The sequence below is a fragment of the Clostridium saccharobutylicum DSM 13864 genome (assembly GCF_000473995.1).
GTDB classification, from domain to species: Bacteria; Bacillota; Clostridia; order Clostridiales; family Clostridiaceae; genus Clostridium; species Clostridium saccharobutylicum.
Genome location: NC_022571.1, coordinates 2,927,927 through 2,947,626 on the forward strand (window position 1 = coordinate 2,927,927; position 19,700 = coordinate 2,947,626).

Genomic DNA, 19,700 nt, shown 5'->3' on the forward strand with positions numbered 1-19,700 from the left:
TGTGCACTATAGTCTTCTTTTATCCCTATTTTAATTATCCTTATTTCTCATTTTTAGGCACATGAAATAAAATAGCAAGTCCAAATCTGACATGAATATTTTTCATCAAACAAGGAGACAAAGCGCCATAATAGCGGATTTATTCTGGTATTTTGTCAATGTAAAATAATGGAAAATATACTGCAGATGGACTTGCTATTTTTTTGAATGTGCCTTGTCTTCTTCTAGGGTATTTAATACTTGTAAAAACATATTATACATTTCTACCTTATCATCCTCATTAGACAGAATTTTAAATCCAAAAAACAATGTTGATATAACATAAACTACCAATGAGGTTGTTCCGAGTTTACTTACATAATTATCTATATAAGAAAATACTCCACTGGCTAAAAGACCTGCAAACAATGATGCACCTATTCCACATCCACCGCTAGTATATGATCCAAGCTTTGTGTTAATATGAATCTTTTCTATATTTAAATCGACATCATCTTCTTGTTCATACCACTCTTTCACCTTTTTGTACATAATAAATAAGGTTTTATTTCTATTATTAGTTATCTTTAATATTATTTTAAAAGTATTTTTATATCTTTTAACCATATCTGGCGTGTATATTTTATATTCTAGTTTTTTTATTTTTTTAGAGCTTGGTATATTAGATAATTTTATTATCTTTTTATTTTCCATTATATACTATCTCCATATATTTCTATGTAAATACATTCTATTTTTATAATATAAACTATTCACAAGATTAACAATTGTATCTACTTGCTATTAGATTGTATATGTTATGTTTTTTATATTATATGTATTTCAAAAAATAATTTACATTAAACTGAATAATAGTAATTTAATTTTTATATAAAACTAAATTTTTTAGTAACCAAAACAAATGCACGATATCTGTTTAAATTAGCTATCACATAAGTTTACTACTTAATTTAAATATATATTAAAATTTTTTTATATTTTTGTAAACACCTGAAAGCAATAATCATACAATGGATTATGCAATAAAAACACAAGGTGATTAAATAATGGACGAATTTGAAAATCTTAATGAACTTAATAACAACTTTAACAATTTAAATGCCGACTTTAATGACCTAAGTAGTACTTTAGGTCTTGACGGTAATACTAGCAACAGTAGTAGCAGTAGCAACTGCGACACAGCCTTCAATAATGGTGTACAAGCTGGTCAAGTAGATGCACTTTGCGAATTAAAGTGTATAACTAAACAATATCAATCTCTAGTTATTTTATTAATAATACTATATTCGTGGAGTAACCAATGTACTACTAATTATTTAATGAATACAAATAATCAATTAATTTGCAATTTATCTTGCTTATTAGATAAACTAGTAGATAACGCAGTAGAGAATTGTGCAAATTGTAAAAATTGCGGCAATGTATCACCTGCTCAAGATACTAATCGTAAACCTAAGCATAGACATAAACATCGTGATTGCCGTAATGATTGTGACTGTGATTGTGACTGTGACTGTGACTGTGACTGTGACGAATGTTAAATTTAAAGAACTATATATAATTAACTGTTCTTTCTTTATAAAATATACTTTAATATATATATTTCCGAATATTTTGCTAATAATAAAAAGTATATTTAATTTAATAAGCAATAAGAACGGAAATAAGGAGCATGCATCTAAATTTGTTGCATGCTCCTTATTTTTATGTCATTTATTTGATTGTACCTAAATTTACTTAAAGTCTTTCAAAAGTGCTGCAAATGGATTTTCATTAAATTCTTCTGCTTCTTTTTTCATTTTCTTCATGTAATTATTAACTTCTCTCTTATCTACTTTTCCATTTTTATCAAATCTCTTTTTAAATTGAGACGCCTTCTCTCTAAAGTTACAATTAGTTCCTGGACAAACATAAATTGCACCTTCTCCATGTCCTCTAAGTTCTAATTTTTTCTTACATTCTGGACATCTGGCATTTGTAACCCTTGATATACTTTCCCTATATCCACATTCTCTATCTTGGCATACATTCATAACGCCATTCTTGCCTTTAACTTCTAACATATACTTACCACACTGTGGACATTTTTTACCTGTCAAATTATCATGAGTATATTTATCAGTACTAAATTTTACATCCTGAACTAATGCTGTTGCATAATTCCTCATTCTACCTATAAAATCATGTGCATCTTCTTTTCCTTTGCTTATATAATCAAGTTCTTTTTCCCATCTTGCAGTAAGAAGCGGCGATTTTAAATCTTTAGGTACAAGTTCTATAAGTTGCTTTCCTTTAGATGTTGGAATTAATTCTTTTCCTTTTTTTTCTATAACAAAAGAATTAAATAATTTTTCTATTATATCTGCTCTTGTTGCAACAGTTCCAAGCCCACCTGTTTCTCCAAGTGTTTTAGCAGATTCTTTGTCCACGTTAATATATTTTTGTGGATTTTCCATAGCAGACAACAATGTTCCTTCATTAAATCTAGCTGGTGGTTTAGTTTGATGTTTTTTTATTTCAACATTATTTATTTTTAGTTTATCACCCTTAACTAATTTAGGTAAAACTTGTTCCTTTAATATTCCCTCTTCATTAGTTTCTTCAAGATCATCTACTCTATCATAAACCATCTTCCATCCTTTATCTTTTATAACCTTACCTTTAGCTCTAAAAGTTTCATCTCCTATTTTAATAGTGATTCCTGTTTGAACATATTCAAATGGAGGTAGTAAAACACTTAAGAATCTCTTTATTACTAAATCATATACATTTCTTTCTTCTGAACTTAAACTTCCAAGACTTACTCTTTGTTCCGTTGGAATAATAGCATGGTGATCTGAAACCTTCGAGTCATCCACAAAACTTTTACTTGCATGAATATTACCTTTTAATATTTCAGTAGCTGGTTTTGCATAATTTGAAACACAAATAGCCTTCAATCTATCTTTTAAGGTAGGTACTACATCCTTAGTTATATATCTTGAATCTGTTCTTGGATATGTCAAAATTTTATAATTTTCATATAATCTTTGCATTATAGATAATGTTTGTTTTGCTGAATATCCAAAAATTCTATTACAATCCCTTTGAAGTTCTGTTAGATCATATAATGCTGGAGCATATTGTTTTTTATTACTTTCTTTAATATCAACAACTTCTGCATCCCTGCCCCTACATTCTCCTACTATTTTCTTAGCTATTTCTTCATTAAATAATCTATTTGTATTATCTTTGTTAATCCATTCCATAGAAAAGTTATTGCTATTAGCTATTATTGTATGATAATTCTTAGGTTTGAAATTCTTAATATCTTCCTCTCTCTGAACTATCATAGCTAAAGTTGGAGATTGAACTCTACCTGCTGATAACTGAGCATTATACTTACAAGTTAAGGCTCTTGTTACATTAAGACCAACAATCCAGTCAGCTTCTGCTCTTCCAACTGCTGCTTTATACAAATTATCATAAGAAGATCCTGGCTTTAGATTTTTAAATCCATCCAATATAGCTTTATCAGTTTGTGAAGATATCCAAAGTCTCTTTATCGGCTTTTTAAAGCCAACTTTTTCAATTATCCATCTTGCTACCAATTCTCCTTCTCTTCCTGCATCTGTTGCTATAACTAAATCCTTTATGTCATCTCTCAACATTTGTTTTTTTACTTCGTTAAATTGCTTACCAGTTTTTTTAATTACAGTAAGTTTCATTTTTTTAGGAAGCATAGGTAAAGTATCCATACTCCATTTTTTATATTTATCCCCATAACCTTCTGGGTCTAGTAACGTAACTAAATGACCTAGTGCCCATGTTACTATATAATTAGGTCCTTCTATATATGCGCCTTTATTTTGGTTACATTTTAAAACTTTAGCTAAATCTCTCCCAACACTTGGTTTTTCTGCTAATACAAGAGTTTTACTCATTTTTCTTATCTTCCTCTCTTAAATGCCTTTTCTATTAATTAAGGCACATCTTATCGACTTATTATATCATATAATGTTTATCAATTTAAAATTCATGTTTTAATCTATATCTGAGTAAATGTAAATATTGATGTTATATGAAGTAAATCAAGAATTATAACAATATTTATACAAGTTAAAATTCCACACAATATATCTTCGAATTTACCATTAGTCTTTATCTTCGCTAATGATACCTTTTTCTTGCTAAAAGGATAAAACCAAGGTAATCCTCCAATAGTAAAGCTATCTAAGATTAAATGAGAAAATATTCCTATAAATACTCCATTAATTGCTACCAATCCTAGCTTCTCTTTAATCATTCCTATACCAATAGAATATAAAAATAAATATATAAGTGGTGCATGAAATAATTTTCTATGCCCTGCAAACTTGTTTATTGCTTTAGAAACTGATTTAGCTTTTTGTCCAATATAACTATTTTTATGATCTATATCAGGAAATAAACTTCCTACAATTGCTCCTCCTAGTAATAATCCACTCGTTAATACAGATTGCTTTGGTACTCGACATATCATATACAATCCTAATAATATTCCACCATTCACATGTGTCTTATAATTCATTTTAAGTACTCCTATTTTTAACACTTATTTTTACTTTTACTAAACTTTAATTGTTTGACTTATTAACAATTATTTTTGTTTAGTACTAGTGTCATTATTAGATTTTTTCTTATGTATCTCTTTTATGTATTATACTACATTTTTACCTTCTATCTACATTTATATAATATTTAAACTTAAATTTCTACGAAATATGTGGTTTATGATTCAATACCCAAAAGATATTGTTAATCAAAATTTTACAGCTCGCAAATCGCAAACTACTAACCTTAATTATATTTTAAAATATATTTTAACCCAAAAAGAAATGATGCTCTTTTGTTGAGTGTTACATTTTCTCTAGTAACCAAAACAACAGAGCACCATTTCTTTCATATTCCTTAATCAATTTTGTTTTTTATCTTTTGATTCACATTTATTTTCTAATTTGCATCCTTTGCAACCGCAACTACATTTTCCCTTTGAGGAATTTCTTACAGACTTTACTATTATATAAAAAGCTATCAAACATATTATAACAGTTATAATTATCTCTATCATTAATTTCTTCACCTACCTAAGATACTATTCTCAAGGCACATTCAAAAAATAATAAGCCATCTGCAAGCCTATTTTTCATCAGAGGAAGCTCGATTCGCATACGCTCACTGAGTGCTCTCTGAGTAAGCGACCATCATCAAATCATAGATTTGGACTTTCACTTATCTGCTCACGTTAGCAGATTCCTCTAATAGATCGCTATAAGACAAATCCACTTCCTTGCCACATGAAAAATAATCATGACATTTTGGACTTGTTATTTTCTTTCATGTGCCTAAAATATTAAACTTCCCAAATTGTATACTAAGAATGAAGCAACCCATGCAACTATCAATTGAAACACTACTGAAAATAATGTTAACTTTATTCCATATTCTTTTTTCATAGCTCCAAGTGCAGATATACAAGGCGTATATAATAATATGAATACTAAGAATGCATAAGCTGATAAAGAAGTAAAATGTTGTGGCAATATAACGCTTAAATCTCCTGCAAAAATTACTTGCATTGATGCTAAGACTGATTCCTTAGCCAACAATCCTGAAATTAAAGATACAGCTGATTGCCAATTTCCAAAACCTACAGGTTTAAATATTGGTGCTATAACACTTCCTATTGAAGCTAACAAACTTTCATTAACTTCGCTTACCATCCCATTAATATTAAAATTTGATAAAAACCATACTAATACACTCATGGCAAATATTATAGTTCCGGCTTTTTTTAAAAACTGTCCAGCTTTATCCATTGTTTGTTTATATACCGAAGAAACCTTTGGCATTTTATATTCTGGAATTTCTATTATAAACGGTTCCTCATCTTTTTTAAAATATGTATTTTTAAATAATATTCCAAGTAAAAATGCTACTATTACTCCCATTAAGTATAATGAAGCTACGATTAATCCTCTATGAGTTTCAAAAAACACTGCTGCAAAAACTGTATAAACTGGTAATCTAGCATTACACGACATAAATGGTACAAGTATTGCTGTAAGTTTTCTATCCTTTTCGCTTTCTAAAGTTCTAGCTGTCATTATAGCAGGTACTGTACACCCAAATCCTATTATCATTGGAATAAACGCCTTTCCTGAAAGCCCCATTTTTCTCATTAATTTATCCATCATGAAAGCAACTCTAGCCATATAACCACTATCTTCTAGAAGCGTTATACATATAAATAATACTAAGATTATAGGCAATAGCACTATTATTCCACCGACTCCTGAAATTATTCCATCTAAAATAAGTGATTGAAACCATGGAGCAGTATTTGAAAGTAGATCGTGTCCTCGAGGAATTATAATATCATTTAATAACCCATCTAATACATCAGACAATGGTTGTCCTACCCATGAAAATGTTAATTGAAACATTAATGACATTAATGCAATAAATATTGGATATGCAAATACTGGATGTAATACATATTTATCTAATTTTTCAGTAAAAGATTCGTTATTGTTTTCTTTTTCTTTAAGACTATCTCTCAAGGTACTTTCAATAAATTTATACGCATCCTTTTCGGAAGAAAAATTAAATTTATCACAATCCCCAGAAACATTAAAATTTTCTTTCTGTAATCTCTCTTTAATTTTATCAATACCTATATTTTTTCCTGCAATAATAGGAATAACTTCTACATCTAGATCTTTACTTAATTTTTTATAATCAATTATAATACCTTTATTCTCACAAATATCAATCATATTTAATGCTAATATAATAGGTTTATTAAATTGCTTAAGTTGTGTTGTAAGATATAAATTTCTATTCAGATTTGATGCATCTACAATATTTAAGATTACATCAACATCGCCTTCTTCTAAAAATTGTTTAGATACCTTTTCTTCATTAGAAAAAGTGTCCATTGCATATATACCTGGCAAATCTACTACTTTTATGTCGCCAAAGAATCCTTCTTTTTTATCTACAGTAACGCCTGGCCAATTACCTACATACTGATTAGATCCTGTTAATGCATTATACAACGTTGTTTTTCCCACATTGGGATTACCAAGCAAAGCTACATTTATCATAAGTGTTAATCCTCTCTGTATTAATAATAATCAACTAATTTATATTTTTATACAATACAAAACAATTGTGTTTATCATTAAGTTTCGATGTTTTATTTGTTTATACTTTAATTTTTATTATACTGATAATAATATTGATTTAGCATCCTTTTTTCTTATAGCTAAGTCAAATCCTCTAAAATTTATTATTATAGGATCTCCTAAAGGTGCGCATCTTTTAAATTGTACTTCTGTACCTTCAATACATCCTAAAGCAAGTAATCTTTTAGTTAACTTCTCGTTTCCATTAATTGATGCAATTATTCCTTTTTCACCTGGATTTAAATTACAAAGACTCATAAAAAACGCCTCCCAATTGAAATTGTTTATCATATAATTAAGAATATCATTATTATCATCATCTAGTCAATATATAAAACTATTTTTTTATAAATAAATAAGTGAAATTTCTTTATAAAATAAAAAAACAAATGGAAGTTTTAATCATTCCACTTGTTTTAGTATTCTTTATTAAGGCACAATCAAATAAATAACAAGTCCATTTGCCAGTCTATTTTCTATGGCAAATTTGACTTGTTATTTATTTTCATGTACCTAATTTAAATTTGTATTAAGATTTGAAATAAATGCTTCTTCTATTGGTAAAGTACTTTCACTCATAAGCTGTCCACTTTCTGAAAAAGTATATGGTTGTCCATTAATGTTTACTAATCCAGTTTGTACTACTCCATTTAGATTTGCGTAATATAAATTTTCTCCATATTTTATCCAACCAGTTTGTATTGCACCATTTACATTAGTAAAATAGGAAGCCTCACCATCTTTAATCAAACCGCTCTTCATTACGCCAGAATCATCTAAATAGTACCATGTTGTTCCGTCTTGAATCCATCCACTTTTTTTATTTCCTTCGTCATCAAAGAAATACCATTTTTTATTAATACTTTTCCACCCAGTAATCATCTTATATCCTCCATAACATTTGATATTTTTCTTAAGGCACATTCAAAAAAATAACGAGTCCATCTGCCAAGCCTATTTTGCATCATGCTACGTTAGCGGATTCCTCTAATAGCCCGCTATGAGACAAATCCACTTCCTTGCCTAATGCAAAATAATCATGGCATTTTGGACTTGTTATTTTCTTTCATGTGCCTAACTCTGCTCGTTTAAAATTAAGTGATATTTCTTCTCCACTTGACCCTATAACGTCTTTTCTATACTTTCCACAACATTTATATCTTACATAACTTTATTTAAAACTTAATCCAAAATCAATATATTTAGACATTAATTATATTTTCAAATTGCAAATCGACATTAAAATTTTACTTTTATTTAACTATATCTACATTCTTTATACGCTTTTATTATAGCAATCATAGTATTTTATGTAACCACCCCAAAGGGTAGTTTATACGCTTATTAAGTTGTTGTAAAATTTTCATAACTTTCCTAAAACGCATAAAAGAATATTATATTCCCACGTCTTATAAATCTCTAAAAAATAAAAAAAGACCACATTAAAACGAATCTTTAACACAATAAATAAACCCCTATTATATCAAAATGTTGATATAAATTTATTGTGTTATTCTTTCTTTTTAAAAGCAGTCATAATTACTCTTAAATATTCTAAAGAGTCTAAATATAAAATTAACTTAAATACTACATATTTTTCTCATCTTTACCCAGTAACCACAATTGAAAACCCTATTTTATATTTCAACTATAATACCTTACCCCTTTGGTATTATACTAAACTATATATTTTTTTATAACTACCCAAAAGGGGAGCCTTTTTACATATTGTAATTTTTTTTGCTTTAACGAAGAGATAATTTCAGTAATATCATCCTTTAACTTCATTAAAAGCTTTATCTTTTCTTACTATGTATATTCTTCTATTCGAACATTCCAACTTTTTTTGCATATTGAACAGCTTTTAGTCTATTTCTTACACCCAACTTACTATATATATTTTTTATATGAAATTTTACCGTATCTTTTGTAATGTTTAAATAATCACTTATTTCAGAATTACTCATACCTTTATTAATTAGTTTTAAAACTGCTATCTCTGATTTTGTAAGTTTAACATTTCTTATTTCTGTATCTTTCTTAAGATATTCTGGATACATTTCACTAAATTTTCTTGATTCATTCAATAATTCCTTAAGATATTCCTCGCTTAAGTTACTATGTAATTTTGCATTTTTATAATACTGATTTAAAATTTCATATGAAGCTTCTCCTTCATCAGCAAAAATCCTTATATATTTATACGGTTCACATATATTTATAGCTTCATCAATTTTTTTAAAAGCTTCTTCTTTATGATCATCTCTATTTAATGCAATAGCTTGAAGAATACAACATTCAGCTATATTAATTTTATTATTATAACTTTTATTTAGCGTATATAGTATTTCTAAATAGCAAATTGCTTTACCATATTGCTTAGTTGCAATATAAATCCTGGCTTTAGTAAAATATTCATACATACCTAAAAGATTAAATTTTTTTTCCGCTTTATTTAAGTAATTTTTTAACCACTCTTTTGCTTTATCCACATCACCATTTAAAAGATGCTTTCTAGTATATGCAGCTTTGATATTATTCATAAGATACAACGCATTTCTATCTTTCACCATTTTTTCTAAACTAATCAAAACCATATTAGCATCCTTTATATAGCCACTTGCACACATAGTTTTTTCAAGTAATATATATCCTATGTATAGTATGTCAATATGTGCGCTATCATTATACTTTATGATTTCTCTTGTAAAATTTATTAATGCATCGTTTAATTTGTTTTGTTCATACTCAACTTCTGCACATGCGAAATCAACCAACCCTATAGAGTATTCTCCTAATACGTCTTCTAATATTAAATTCATCTTATTTTTTTTGTCAAAATCATAATTGTTTAATATTTCACTGAAATCTCTAATGCCCCTTATAATGGTTGGCAAATTTCCTGTTATGCTAATATTCTTAATAATCTTGCCGCTACTACTATTTCTTCTTTTATGCATATAATAAAACATATGAACTAAATTATAATTGCTCATTTGTGGCAATCCAATGCATATATATATTTTTTTTTCATTAATATTTTTTATTATTTTTTTATATTTTTCATCAATTTCATCATTAGCATTTTCTTTCTTATATTGTAATGCATTTCTCTTCATACTTAACAGCTTCTCATACCATATTTTTGCCGCATCTGGATTATAATATATAATTTCAAATATTGCCATAACACTACACAGAGTTATACTATTATTTATAATCTCACTCGGCAATCTCATTATATAATGCTTTACTAATGAAAACCTTGTAACAGAACTAGGTATATTACAGAATCTTTCCAAGTTCTTGGCTTCATTTTCTATATCTCCAGCATTATAATACGCATTAGCTGCATCAAGATATAGCTCATTTTTTTCGAACCATTTTCCTCCTTTTTTATAACTTTTAATTATCTCCTCAGAACTTATTTGGTCGTACTTTTTTCTTATAAATTGTAGAACTATTGGATTGAAACTATAATACTTATCTTTATTCGCACTTAAAAGTAAATTTAAAAATTCTTCACTTCTTATTTCACCAGTAATTTCTATACATTGTTCTAAACTTATCTCTTCGAAAAGTGATGCAATTAGAAAAATTCGTTTAGCATTTTCACTGCATTTGTTCCAAATACTTCTATTTAAAAAATCTTCTATATATTCATTATTCTCAAAAATATCATCTATAGTTTCATTTTTATTCAATTTGAGATTAATTAATCCTATATTTATACAAATTGGCCATCCATCTGTATGTATAAAAATTTTTTTTATATCACTGTCCCTTAAGCTAATTTCATTTTTTAAATAGAATTCTTTTATTTCCTTATTATTAAAAGCCAAATCGTCTTTATTAATTATATTTATTTCATTCCTAATTATAAATCTACTAAAACATGATGGTATTTTTTTTCTGCTTATAATCATAAACTTATAATTTTTGGAACATGTATCAATAAAATTACATATTCCTTCTAACACTGTATTATCCTTCATCAAATCAAAATTATCAAAAATAATATATCTTTTAATATTTAGTTTAGTATTTTTTCTTTGCTCTATTAAATGTCTTAATACACTTCTATTGTTATCTTCTTCATCAAAGTTATACCATACTACATTTTTTAAAAATTTATTAGCATAATAACTAATAGCAATGGTTTTTCCCCATCCAATAGGTGCGAAAACAAAAATTATTTTATTAAGAATTATTGCATTATCAATCTTCTCATTTAACATCTTTCTATCAATGGTAAACTCACTGTTGATATTCTTAAAAAAATCGTGAACTATTTTCATTTCTACCTCCAAAATAATATATTGCTCTATTATATTATTTTGTTATAATTATAAATTAAATATTCTTAACTTGATTATTTAATATTTAATTGCTGAAGATTCAAATGAATGAAAGTTAAACAAACTTGATCTAAGATTTGTAATATATCTTAACTAGAAAGGTGACAACTTCTACTGGTAGAAATCCACTACCCAATTATCTAGCAACCGAGAAAAAGAATATAGCTTCTTTCGGTTAGTTAGCACATAAGTTCAAATATCAAGTTATTTATCTATAATTCACGAAATTTTCAATTTATTATAAGCCTCTTTGCTATAAGGTGTTAAAATTCCCACTTCCTGTCCCATTCTATAAACTTCTTCGCAAAATCTTTGCAATTCAAAATTTTTACCAACACTCATATGATTATTTACAGGTGCTGTGTTCTTAGAATATAGTTTCATAAGAATATTTATAGTAGTATTATAAATATTTTTCGAAAGATTAATTCCCTTAGCCCTCCCAACACGTTCACATTCTTTAGCTAAATTACAAAAAGTATTAAATTTTTCTTCATCATCTAATATTTTATTTGATGATGAAGTGTAGTATGAATCTGTTACATTAAATGCATAATTAAACATATGTTTTTCCCATGATATCACTTCCGCATCTTTACGCACTTCACATATAATTTCTGCTTTTGTCAAAATATTATATATTTCTTCTAATCTCTTTTTATAAATTTTGCGTTCTTTACTTGCACTTATAATAATTTTTCTATTTTTATTCGCACATTTAATTACCCCTGGTGATTCTACTTTAGAAACAATGTACATAGCTGCTTCTGCTACTTTTCCTTTTCCTAAGTAAGAATATAATTTACTTCCACCGTCAACCCCATTAATGATAGGAATAACAAGTGTATGATTATCAACCATAGGCGAAATAGCTTTTGCTGCATTCTTGAGCGAATATTCTTTTACACAAACAAACACAATATCCATAATTCCCGCTTCACTTGCATCATCTGTGACAAGCTTTGGATAAACCACTAACTTATCATTTGTTTCATTTTTTAATATAATTCCGTTGTTTTTTATTGCATTCATTGTTTTTCCACTTGAAATAACATAAACATTTTCATTACTTTTGCAAAGCATTGCACTTATATATCCGCCTGTAGCACCAATACCTATAACACCAATTTTCATAATACATTCCTTCCTTTCCTGTAAATAAGGCACAATCCAAAAAAATAAATAAAATTAATATATAAAATTTATTAATAGAACAAATTTTATTTTCTTGATTTATTTTATTTTACTACCCATCAATATATAATAGAAATATATATTAGTTATAAATATTATAACAGGAGGTTATATCATGACATTCGATTTGAATCTTTATAAGGTATTTTTTGTTGTTGCTCAATGTAAAAATATATCCCGTGCATCAGAACTGCTTTTTGTTTCTCAGCCAGCTGTAAGCAAATCTATAAAAACACTAGAAAACTCAATTAAATTAACTCTTTTTTCACGTAATTCAAAAGGTGTTAATTTAACACCTGAAGGAGAAATATTATTCACTCATATAGAAAAAGCTTTTAAACAGATCGATTTAGGAGAAAATATTTTAGAAAAGTTAAAAAACAAAGAGATTGGAAATATAAATTTAGGCGTGAGTACTACAGTTGGAAAAAGCTATTTTTTACCCAAATTTAGAAATTTTTCAAAAGAATACTCACATTTCAAAATTAATATTATAAATAAACCTACATTAGATACAATCAATTTAATTAAAGAAGATAAATTAGATTTAGGTATTATTGCATCATGTAAAAATGAAATTCCAAATGAAGCTGATCTTCAATTTATTAAACTTTGCCAAATGCAAGATATTTTTGTAGCTAATAATACTTATCTAAAAAAATTGAATTATAAATCAATCGATGACATATTTTCTCGTGGTTCATTTATGCTTCTAGAAAAACCTAATGCCACTAGAGAACATATTGATGAATATTTTAATAAACAAAATTTAAAAATAACACCTTATATTGAAGCTAGCAATATGGATTTTTTAATCGAATGTGCAAAGACCGGACTTGGAATCACATCTATAATAGAGGATTTTTCACTTACTGATTTAGAAAAAGGTAGTCTTATTGAGATTCCTCTTGATAAAAAAATTCCTCCCAGATATATTGGAATCATTTATAAAAATTCCACAAGCTTATCTATAGCTGCCAAAACACTAATTGACTTTTTAAAAAATGAGCATGCTATTAACATGCAATAAAATAGCTGCCTCAAAATATAAAATTAGTACAATATGTTGATTGTTTAGTGCTTTAATCAACCAATATATTTTATCTAAAATTTATTTTGAGGCAGCCTCTTTAATTAAGGCACAATCAAAAAAAATAATAGACCAGTATGCTTACCTATTTTGCGTCATACTGCGTCAATAAGTTTTGCCAATAGGCTCGCTATTACTAAAACTTCCTTCCTTGCCTGACGCCAAATATGTATCGCATCTTTGGTCTATTATTTTCTTTCATGTGCCTTAATATTAAATTTTTACAGCTTTATATGCATTAATTGTATATGAATTTGCTATTGATTAGTTCTTGGCTTAAATCCTGTTATAATCAAAATAGCCCAGTCTTTATGTGGTATTTCTGTCCATGTACATTCAACATCAAGAAATTTAAGCCATGCATTAAGTCCATAGCTCTTTTTACTAACGTTAGGTGACTTTCTTTTATGATTTTCTTTTATGATTTCTAATAATTCTATTTGTTCATCTTTTCCTAATTCTTTATTTAATAATCCTTTTATAACTTCCAAACATTCGATATATGCTATGCCATCCCCAATATATATTTCATCTGCATATACCTGTCTCTCTTGATTTAATATCTCAATTATTTCATTAATCTCATCTTTATTAGATAAATAGTGCTTAGCTCTTCTTAATGATTCTATATCATTATCTAGTTTATTTATTTTCTTTTCAAGTTGTTCAAATTTCATTTAGATTTCTCACCCTACATATTTATTTAATCATTAAATACTTAATGAAGATTTATATATTATACCATTAACTTATGTTGTTTAAAACAATTCAGCCTTAAATTATAAATATATTATCTTATTTTCCTAGGTATAAGTCCAAAATCTTCCCCATACTTATCAAATTCCATCTTGTAAACATTACAATTAATCTTGTTTCCTATTTTTATTATTCTTTTAGCATATTCTTCTTCACATTTTAGACCCACATATATAGATTCTACTTTTAATCCTACTCTATTTATATTTATCCTTTTACCACTTGTTATTTGTTTATCTAAATCACAATATAATAATCGGTACTCATTTTCATATTCCCAAAAATTATTTTTACAACATAGTGAAAAATATAAATATAAAAAATATTTATAAAATTTTTCAGTTGGTTCTGTTAATTTTTTTTGAAATGATTTATATATTTCTGAGACTAAATTAGTTAAAATAACTGCACTTTTTGTCCTCTTTCCTTCATATGAAACTGGAAAAATCATATTTGGATCCTCTACTAAATACTCAACACAATATCCCTTATGATTATTAGCATAATGAGCCCACATAGGCATATTATTATCTACTTTTGAACTAAAACATGAAACTAAAGTTCTCTCTTTAAATATATCTATTTGTTCCTCTACATCCTTAATATCCCAATTAGTATTTTTTAATCTTTCTTTATCTATTGCAAGCATTTCAAATTCAAATGGATCGTTAAAAGCTTTATGATTCGAGAGCCAAATTGTATTACATTCTAATGAATTTAGTCTTTTGTTATTCTCCAACTCAAAATCTAAGTATTTTTCATCTAATAATAAATTATATTTATATAACTTTTTAGGAATAAATTTGTTTTTATATTGTATAACTTCTTCAACACTATGTTCTTCTAACAAGTTATCAATTTTATAAAAATCTATTTTTTCATCCATATATATCACCTTAATTTCATACTAATCATGCATTGCTATTAAAATGCTAACATTATAAATTACACAATTTCAATAATTATTATGCAATAACTTTAAATACTATTTAAAAACATAGTAAAATACTTCAACGTTCTTATTTGAATGTTTCAATTGATCTATATTATTTATAACAAAATTTCTCTTACATTCATTAAAACAAATCCTAGCAGATTTTCTCCATTCCAATACAAAGGATTTTGAGATAAACAATCATTTTCTGAAAATCCAATTCCCCAAACTTTATCATGAGGGTTTGCTTGTACTAAAATTTTATTTTTTGTTGAACGCAGATATTTTTTTAGTTTATAATTCTGAGAAAACTTCCCCAAATTCGCAATTTTAACTATATCAAACTTTACTTCATTCCAAATTTTCAAATCAAAATTTTTTATATTTTTACCAATCAATTTCATCTGATTAGGATGATATGCTTTGAGTATTTTATCAAGTGCTTCTTCATCTTTAAATATTCTTGCTTTCTCAGCCATCATATATTGTTCTGCACATTGATAGGTAAAATTATTCATTTCAAATGGTTCTTGATACCATTGACTAAGACATGTTTTAGTTACAGTTCCATTTAATGTCTTTTGATGTCCCCAAAAAAATATATATTCAAGTTGTTCACCAGCTCTAAACTTAGCTTGTACATCTTTAACTCCATACATGTCTATAGCACCTCCTAAAACAAACCATTTAAAAATATTTTTGCTTATATATTCTATTCAACTTAATCACTGTTTAAAATATATCATATTTTAACATTTTTTCCAATATATAAAATAACAAGTCGATTTGCCAGTCTATTTTTAATCCAATGAAGCTCAACTCGCACACACTCACTGAGTACTCACAAAGTAATCTATATCAAATCATAGATTTGGTTTCACTACTCACGTCGGTAAATTCACATAATAGTTCCGCTATAACAGCAATTTACCTCCTTGACTGATAAAAAATATCCATGACAAACTTTTGACTTGTTATTTATTTTCATATTCCTGAATTCTTTACCAATCTGGATCTGGAAAAATCCTCATTGTAAATTCTCTTTTTTCTCCATAATCATTATGCTTCTGTTCATCTTTAATTTCCAAATCATCATATCCCTCTATAGTATCCATATAATCTTCTCCCCTTGAATATTTATTAGAAATCATTATATTTTTTTTATATTTATTAGTTATATTCATTGTCCTTCCTCCTTTTCAATACTAAAAGTATTTCCAGGATTTTAAATTATATTCCTATAGATATCAGTTAAATATCAGTAAGACTATTATTTATGTTTTCCTAATTTATCAAGGTGTTAAAATTGTATTTTAGCAAATACTATTACTATATCAATTAATATAAGGAGGATATAAATAATGGCAAGTACAACTGGAGTAGTTAAATGGTATGATAAAGAAAAAGGATATGGATTCATATCCTGCAATGGTGGAAATGATGTGTTTGCACATCACTCTCAAATAAAAGATAAAGGACCTGACAAAGAGTTAAATGAAGGAGAAAATGTTACTTTTGATATTAAAGAAAATGAAAAAGGTCCTATGGCTACAAATATTCAAAGCTTATAAATTTATCAATACACATTCTACAATTTTACATTTAATATAACATTAAATTGTAAGTACTCTTAATAACACTCTCCGATAATGATGAATATAATATGATTAAAACAGTCGGAGGTGATTTTATGAATTTTTCATTACTGAAAAGAGCTTCTTATAGATCTAATGTATTAGTTATTGAATTTAATATGGGGATGATTCAAGAAAATGAGCATAGTTATAAAAATTTATATAACTATGCCTTTAAAATAGATGATAAATTAATAATATTTTCTAAAGATATAAATATAACTGAATTATTTCCTGGCGATACCCTCTCATTTACATTTCCATTAGAATTTTCTAAGTACCTTACCTCCAATAGCATAATAATATCTATAGATGAACTTACTTGTATTTAAGTATCTTTAAAATCTCCAGTGAGTTTTACCCTATTGCCATCAAAATTAGTTGCAACTGGTTTTATATCTAATGAACCTATTGTAGTGCTCCCTGAAACTTTAATTTCTGTTGGTATAGATGTTGATACTTCTAATTTATTTATCTTTAAATCCTCAAAATTCATTGTTCTCATATTACCATCACCACACTCTTAATATATGAATAACATTACATAAATGTACATATTTTTATTATTTAAAATATATTTTTTAAGAGAGTTAGAAATAAATATTAATAAAACAATAAAACTACTTTTTCATATTTATCAATTTACTAAAATTAATTTTTATATTTTACCTACTATAATCTATCAATTTAATATTTTAGTATTATTATTGGTAAATTATATATACTAATATATAAATAAATATTTTATGTTTTTAATATATGTATAAATAACATATTAATATATATGTTAAAATTAAAGGAGGTAAATTAATGAATAGTAAATATAATGATTTATTTGATGAATTAGTTAAATCATATTATGAAGGTAATTTTGATGAAACTCTTTCTAGTATTATGGTTTGTCATGAAAAATCTCCACAAGAAACTTTTGAAATTATTACTTCATTATGTGGTGTTAATATTAAATTTGATAATAACTATATATATAACATAAAAAAAGCAATAACAAATTACGCAGTCAATAAAAGAATAGTAAAAAAACTTGAAGACTGCTCAGCTAATTGTTCTAAAGATGGCAATGAAAAATTTAAGTGCGAAGCAGCATGCCCATTTAATGCTATAAGTTACGATAGCAAAAAGAAAAATACATACATAGATTCTAATCTATGTGTTAATTGTGGTTTATGTGTAGACTCTTGCCCTAATGGACGTATTTTAGATAAAGTTGAATTTATTCCTGTTATGAATTTAATACATGATAGTAAAACAGTAATTGCCGCTGTTGCTCCTGCAATTGCCGGACAATTTGGAGATGATGTAACTTTAGATATGTTAAGAGCTGCATTTATTAAATTAGGTTTCACTGATATGATAGAAGTAGCATTTGCTGCTGATATACTCTCAATTAAAGAAGCTGTTGAGTTTGATAAGCATGTAAATGGACCTAAAGATTTAATGATAACATCTTGTTGCTGTCCTATATGGGTTGGAATGCTTAAAAAGGTTTATACTGAGCTTGTTCCTGATCTTTCACCTTCTGTATCTCCTATGATTGCTGCTGGCCGTATTATTAAAAAGCTTAATAAAGATGCCAAAGTAGTATTTGTAGGGCCATGTATTGCTAAAAAGGCAGAAGCTAAGGAAAAAGACATAGCTGGTGCTATAGATTTCGTATTAACTTTCCAAGAACTTGATGAAATATTTAAAGCTTTAAACATTGAACCTAATAAAATGAAAGGTATTCCTTCAATCGAATATGCATCAAGAGGCGGTCGTTTATACGCTCGTAGTGGTGGTGTCTCAATTGCAATATCGGAAGTTATAGAAGAACTTTATCCAGAAAAATTCAAACATTTTAAATCAGCTCAAGTTTCTGACGTTAAAGATTGCAAGGAGATGTTAGAAAATGCATTGCAAGGAAAAATCGATGCTAATTTTATCGAAGGTATGGGATGTCCTGGTGGCTGTGTTGGCGGTCCAAAAAGAATTATTCCTACTGATAAAGGAAAAATTTGCGTTGATAATACTGCATATGATTCACCTATAAAAGTTCCTCTTCATAGCGATGTCCTTGATGATGTTTTAAATAATATCAATATAACTTCTTTAGAAGATTTTAAAGATGAAGAAAAAGTTAGCATTCTAGAACGTACATTTTAAATCAATTACTTTTTTAATAAATTAAATATAATTCTTTTATCTTTAATGTTTTTAATAATTTTAAATTTTTTAAATTTAATATACCCAATTTTTATGATATACTTATAAAAAGCATAAGCAGACTTGATTTAAATCCAAATCAAATGAAATTAATTGGGGGAATTAAAATGCAAACATTTTGTAAAATTCAGGGCTATAAACTTTTAGTAGAAGAAAAAAATGAAGAAAATTTAAAAATCATATCTTCAGATTACAATGCTTTTAGAAACTTAGATATGGGTTTTTCATATAATGGGCTATATGAAAAATGGGTAACATCATCAGAAGTAGATTTAATCTTTAAAGAATAAACTATTCTTTTTTACT

The 19,700-nt window shown here is 26.9% G+C and carries 20 protein-coding genes; 6 read left to right on the top strand and 14 right to left on the bottom strand.

Going from position 1 to position 19,700, the window contains the following annotated elements; genetic code table 11:
* Positions 1 to 195: 195 nt before the first annotated feature.
* Entirely contained in the window at positions 196 to 693 is a 498-nt protein-coding gene (locus CLSA_RS12520; protein ID WP_022746716.1) for a hypothetical protein, read from the bottom strand.
* Between the two features lie 353 nt (positions 694 to 1,046).
* Between CLSA_RS12520 and CLSA_RS12525 the strand changes: the two genes are divergently transcribed.
* Complete coding sequence (locus CLSA_RS12525) at positions 1,047 to 1,541, top strand: hypothetical protein (RefSeq protein WP_022746717.1); 495 nt, start codon at positions 1,047 to 1,049, stop codon at positions 1,539 to 1,541.
* A gap of 192 nt (positions 1,542 to 1,733) precedes the next feature.
* Here CLSA_RS12525 and CLSA_RS12530 read toward each other — a convergent pair whose 3' ends face one another.
* The 8 genes from CLSA_RS12530 to CLSA_RS12560 form a co-directional block, all read right to left on the bottom strand.
* Positions 1,734 to 3,923, bottom strand: a complete 2,190-nt coding sequence (locus CLSA_RS12530; RefSeq protein WP_022746718.1) for a DNA topoisomerase III — start codon at positions 3,921 to 3,923, stop codon at positions 1,734 to 1,736.
* 104 nt (positions 3,924 to 4,027) lie between these two features.
* Positions 4,028 to 4,549 (bottom strand): metal-dependent hydrolase, encoded by a 522-nt coding sequence (locus tag CLSA_RS12535; protein ID WP_022746719.1) that lies wholly within the window; start codon positions 4,547 to 4,549, stop codon positions 4,028 to 4,030.
* Positions 4,550 to 4,933: 384 nt separating this feature from the next.
* Positions 4,934 to 5,089, bottom strand: coding sequence for a FeoB-associated Cys-rich membrane protein (locus CLSA_RS22555; RefSeq protein WP_140395267.1), 156 nt, complete (start codon positions 5,087 to 5,089; stop codon positions 4,934 to 4,936).
* 274 nt (positions 5,090 to 5,363) lie between these two features.
* Entirely contained in the window at positions 5,364 to 7,127 is a 1,764-nt protein-coding gene (feoB, locus tag CLSA_RS12540) for a ferrous iron transport protein B (protein ID WP_022746720.1), read from the bottom strand.
* 117 nt (positions 7,128 to 7,244) lie between these two features.
* Positions 7,245 to 7,466: a FeoA family protein gene (locus CLSA_RS12545; RefSeq protein WP_022746721.1), complete on the bottom strand. Its 222-nt coding sequence runs from the start codon at positions 7,464 to 7,466 to the stop codon at positions 7,245 to 7,247.
* Positions 7,467 to 7,721: 255 nt separating this feature from the next.
* Positions 7,722 to 8,090, bottom strand: coding sequence for a cell wall-binding repeat protein (locus CLSA_RS12550; RefSeq protein ID WP_022746722.1), 369 nt, complete (start codon positions 8,088 to 8,090; stop codon positions 7,722 to 7,724).
* 941 nt (positions 8,091 to 9,031) lie between these two features.
* Positions 9,032 to 11,506 (bottom strand): LuxR C-terminal-related transcriptional regulator, encoded by a 2,475-nt coding sequence (locus CLSA_RS12555; protein WP_022746723.1) that lies wholly within the window; start codon positions 11,504 to 11,506, stop codon positions 9,032 to 9,034.
* 279 nt (positions 11,507 to 11,785) lie between these two features.
* Positions 11,786 to 12,700 carry a ketopantoate reductase family protein gene (locus CLSA_RS12560; protein ID WP_022746724.1) on the bottom strand — a complete coding sequence of 305 codons (915 nt, stop codon included), beginning with the start codon at positions 12,698 to 12,700 and terminating at the stop codon, positions 11,786 to 11,788.
* 175 nt (positions 12,701 to 12,875) lie between these two features.
* Between CLSA_RS12560 and CLSA_RS12565 the strand changes: the two genes are divergently transcribed.
* Entirely contained in the window at positions 12,876 to 13,790 is a 915-nt protein-coding gene (locus tag CLSA_RS12565; RefSeq protein WP_022746725.1) for a LysR family transcriptional regulator, read from the top strand.
* Between the two features lie 317 nt (positions 13,791 to 14,107).
* Here CLSA_RS12565 and CLSA_RS12570 read toward each other — a convergent pair whose 3' ends face one another.
* The 4 genes from CLSA_RS12570 to CLSA_RS12585 all read right to left on the bottom strand — a co-directional run bounded on the left by CLSA_RS12570 (position 14,108) and on the right by CLSA_RS12585 (position 16,724).
* On the bottom strand, positions 14,108 to 14,527 hold the full coding sequence (locus CLSA_RS12570) for a hypothetical protein (protein WP_022746726.1): 420 nt from the start codon (positions 14,525 to 14,527) through the stop codon (positions 14,108 to 14,110).
* A gap of 113 nt (positions 14,528 to 14,640) precedes the next feature.
* Positions 14,641 to 15,492: a DUF2971 domain-containing protein gene (locus tag CLSA_RS12575; RefSeq protein WP_022746727.1), complete on the bottom strand. Its 852-nt coding sequence runs from the start codon at positions 15,490 to 15,492 to the stop codon at positions 14,641 to 14,643.
* Between the two features lie 164 nt (positions 15,493 to 15,656).
* A complete protein-coding gene (locus CLSA_RS12580; RefSeq protein WP_022746728.1) occupies positions 15,657 to 16,199 on the bottom strand; it encodes an NADAR family protein in 543 nt (180 codons plus the stop codon).
* Positions 16,200 to 16,541: 342 nt separating this feature from the next.
* A complete protein-coding gene (locus tag CLSA_RS12585) occupies positions 16,542 to 16,724 on the bottom strand; it encodes a hypothetical protein (protein ID WP_022746729.1) in 183 nt (60 codons plus the stop codon).
* Between the two features lie 177 nt (positions 16,725 to 16,901).
* Between CLSA_RS12585 and CLSA_RS12590 the strand changes: the two genes are divergently transcribed.
* Positions 16,902 to 17,111: a cold-shock protein gene (locus CLSA_RS12590; protein ID WP_022746730.1), complete on the top strand. Its 210-nt coding sequence runs from the start codon at positions 16,902 to 16,904 to the stop codon at positions 17,109 to 17,111.
* Positions 17,112 to 17,230: 119 nt separating this feature from the next.
* Positions 17,231 to 17,506 carry a hypothetical protein gene (locus CLSA_RS12595; protein WP_041716265.1) on the top strand — a complete coding sequence of 92 codons (276 nt, stop codon included), beginning with the start codon at positions 17,231 to 17,233 and terminating at the stop codon, positions 17,504 to 17,506.
* On the opposite strand, the gene CLSA_RS23130 is transcribed toward CLSA_RS12595, so the two are convergent.
* Positions 17,503 to 17,679, bottom strand: a complete 177-nt coding sequence (locus tag CLSA_RS23130; protein WP_022746732.1) for a hypothetical protein — start codon at positions 17,677 to 17,679, stop codon at positions 17,503 to 17,505. The genes CLSA_RS12595 and CLSA_RS23130 overlap by 4 nt on opposite strands.
* A gap of 305 nt (positions 17,680 to 17,984) precedes the next feature.
* On the opposite strand from CLSA_RS23130, the gene CLSA_RS12600 reads away from it, so the two are divergent.
* Together CLSA_RS12600 and CLSA_RS12605 are read left to right on the top strand one after the other, a co-directional pair.
* Positions 17,985 to 19,334: a [Fe-Fe] hydrogenase large subunit C-terminal domain-containing protein gene (locus CLSA_RS12600; protein WP_022746733.1), complete on the top strand. Its 1,350-nt coding sequence runs from the start codon at positions 17,985 to 17,987 to the stop codon at positions 19,332 to 19,334.
* A 167-nt stretch (positions 19,335 to 19,501) separates the two neighbouring features.
* The gene (locus CLSA_RS12605; protein ID WP_022746734.1) at positions 19,502 to 19,684 is read left to right on the top strand and encodes a hypothetical protein; all 183 of its coding nucleotides are present in this window, start codon (positions 19,502 to 19,504) and stop codon (positions 19,682 to 19,684) included.
* The last annotated feature ends 16 nt before the right edge of the window (positions 19,685 to 19,700 follow it).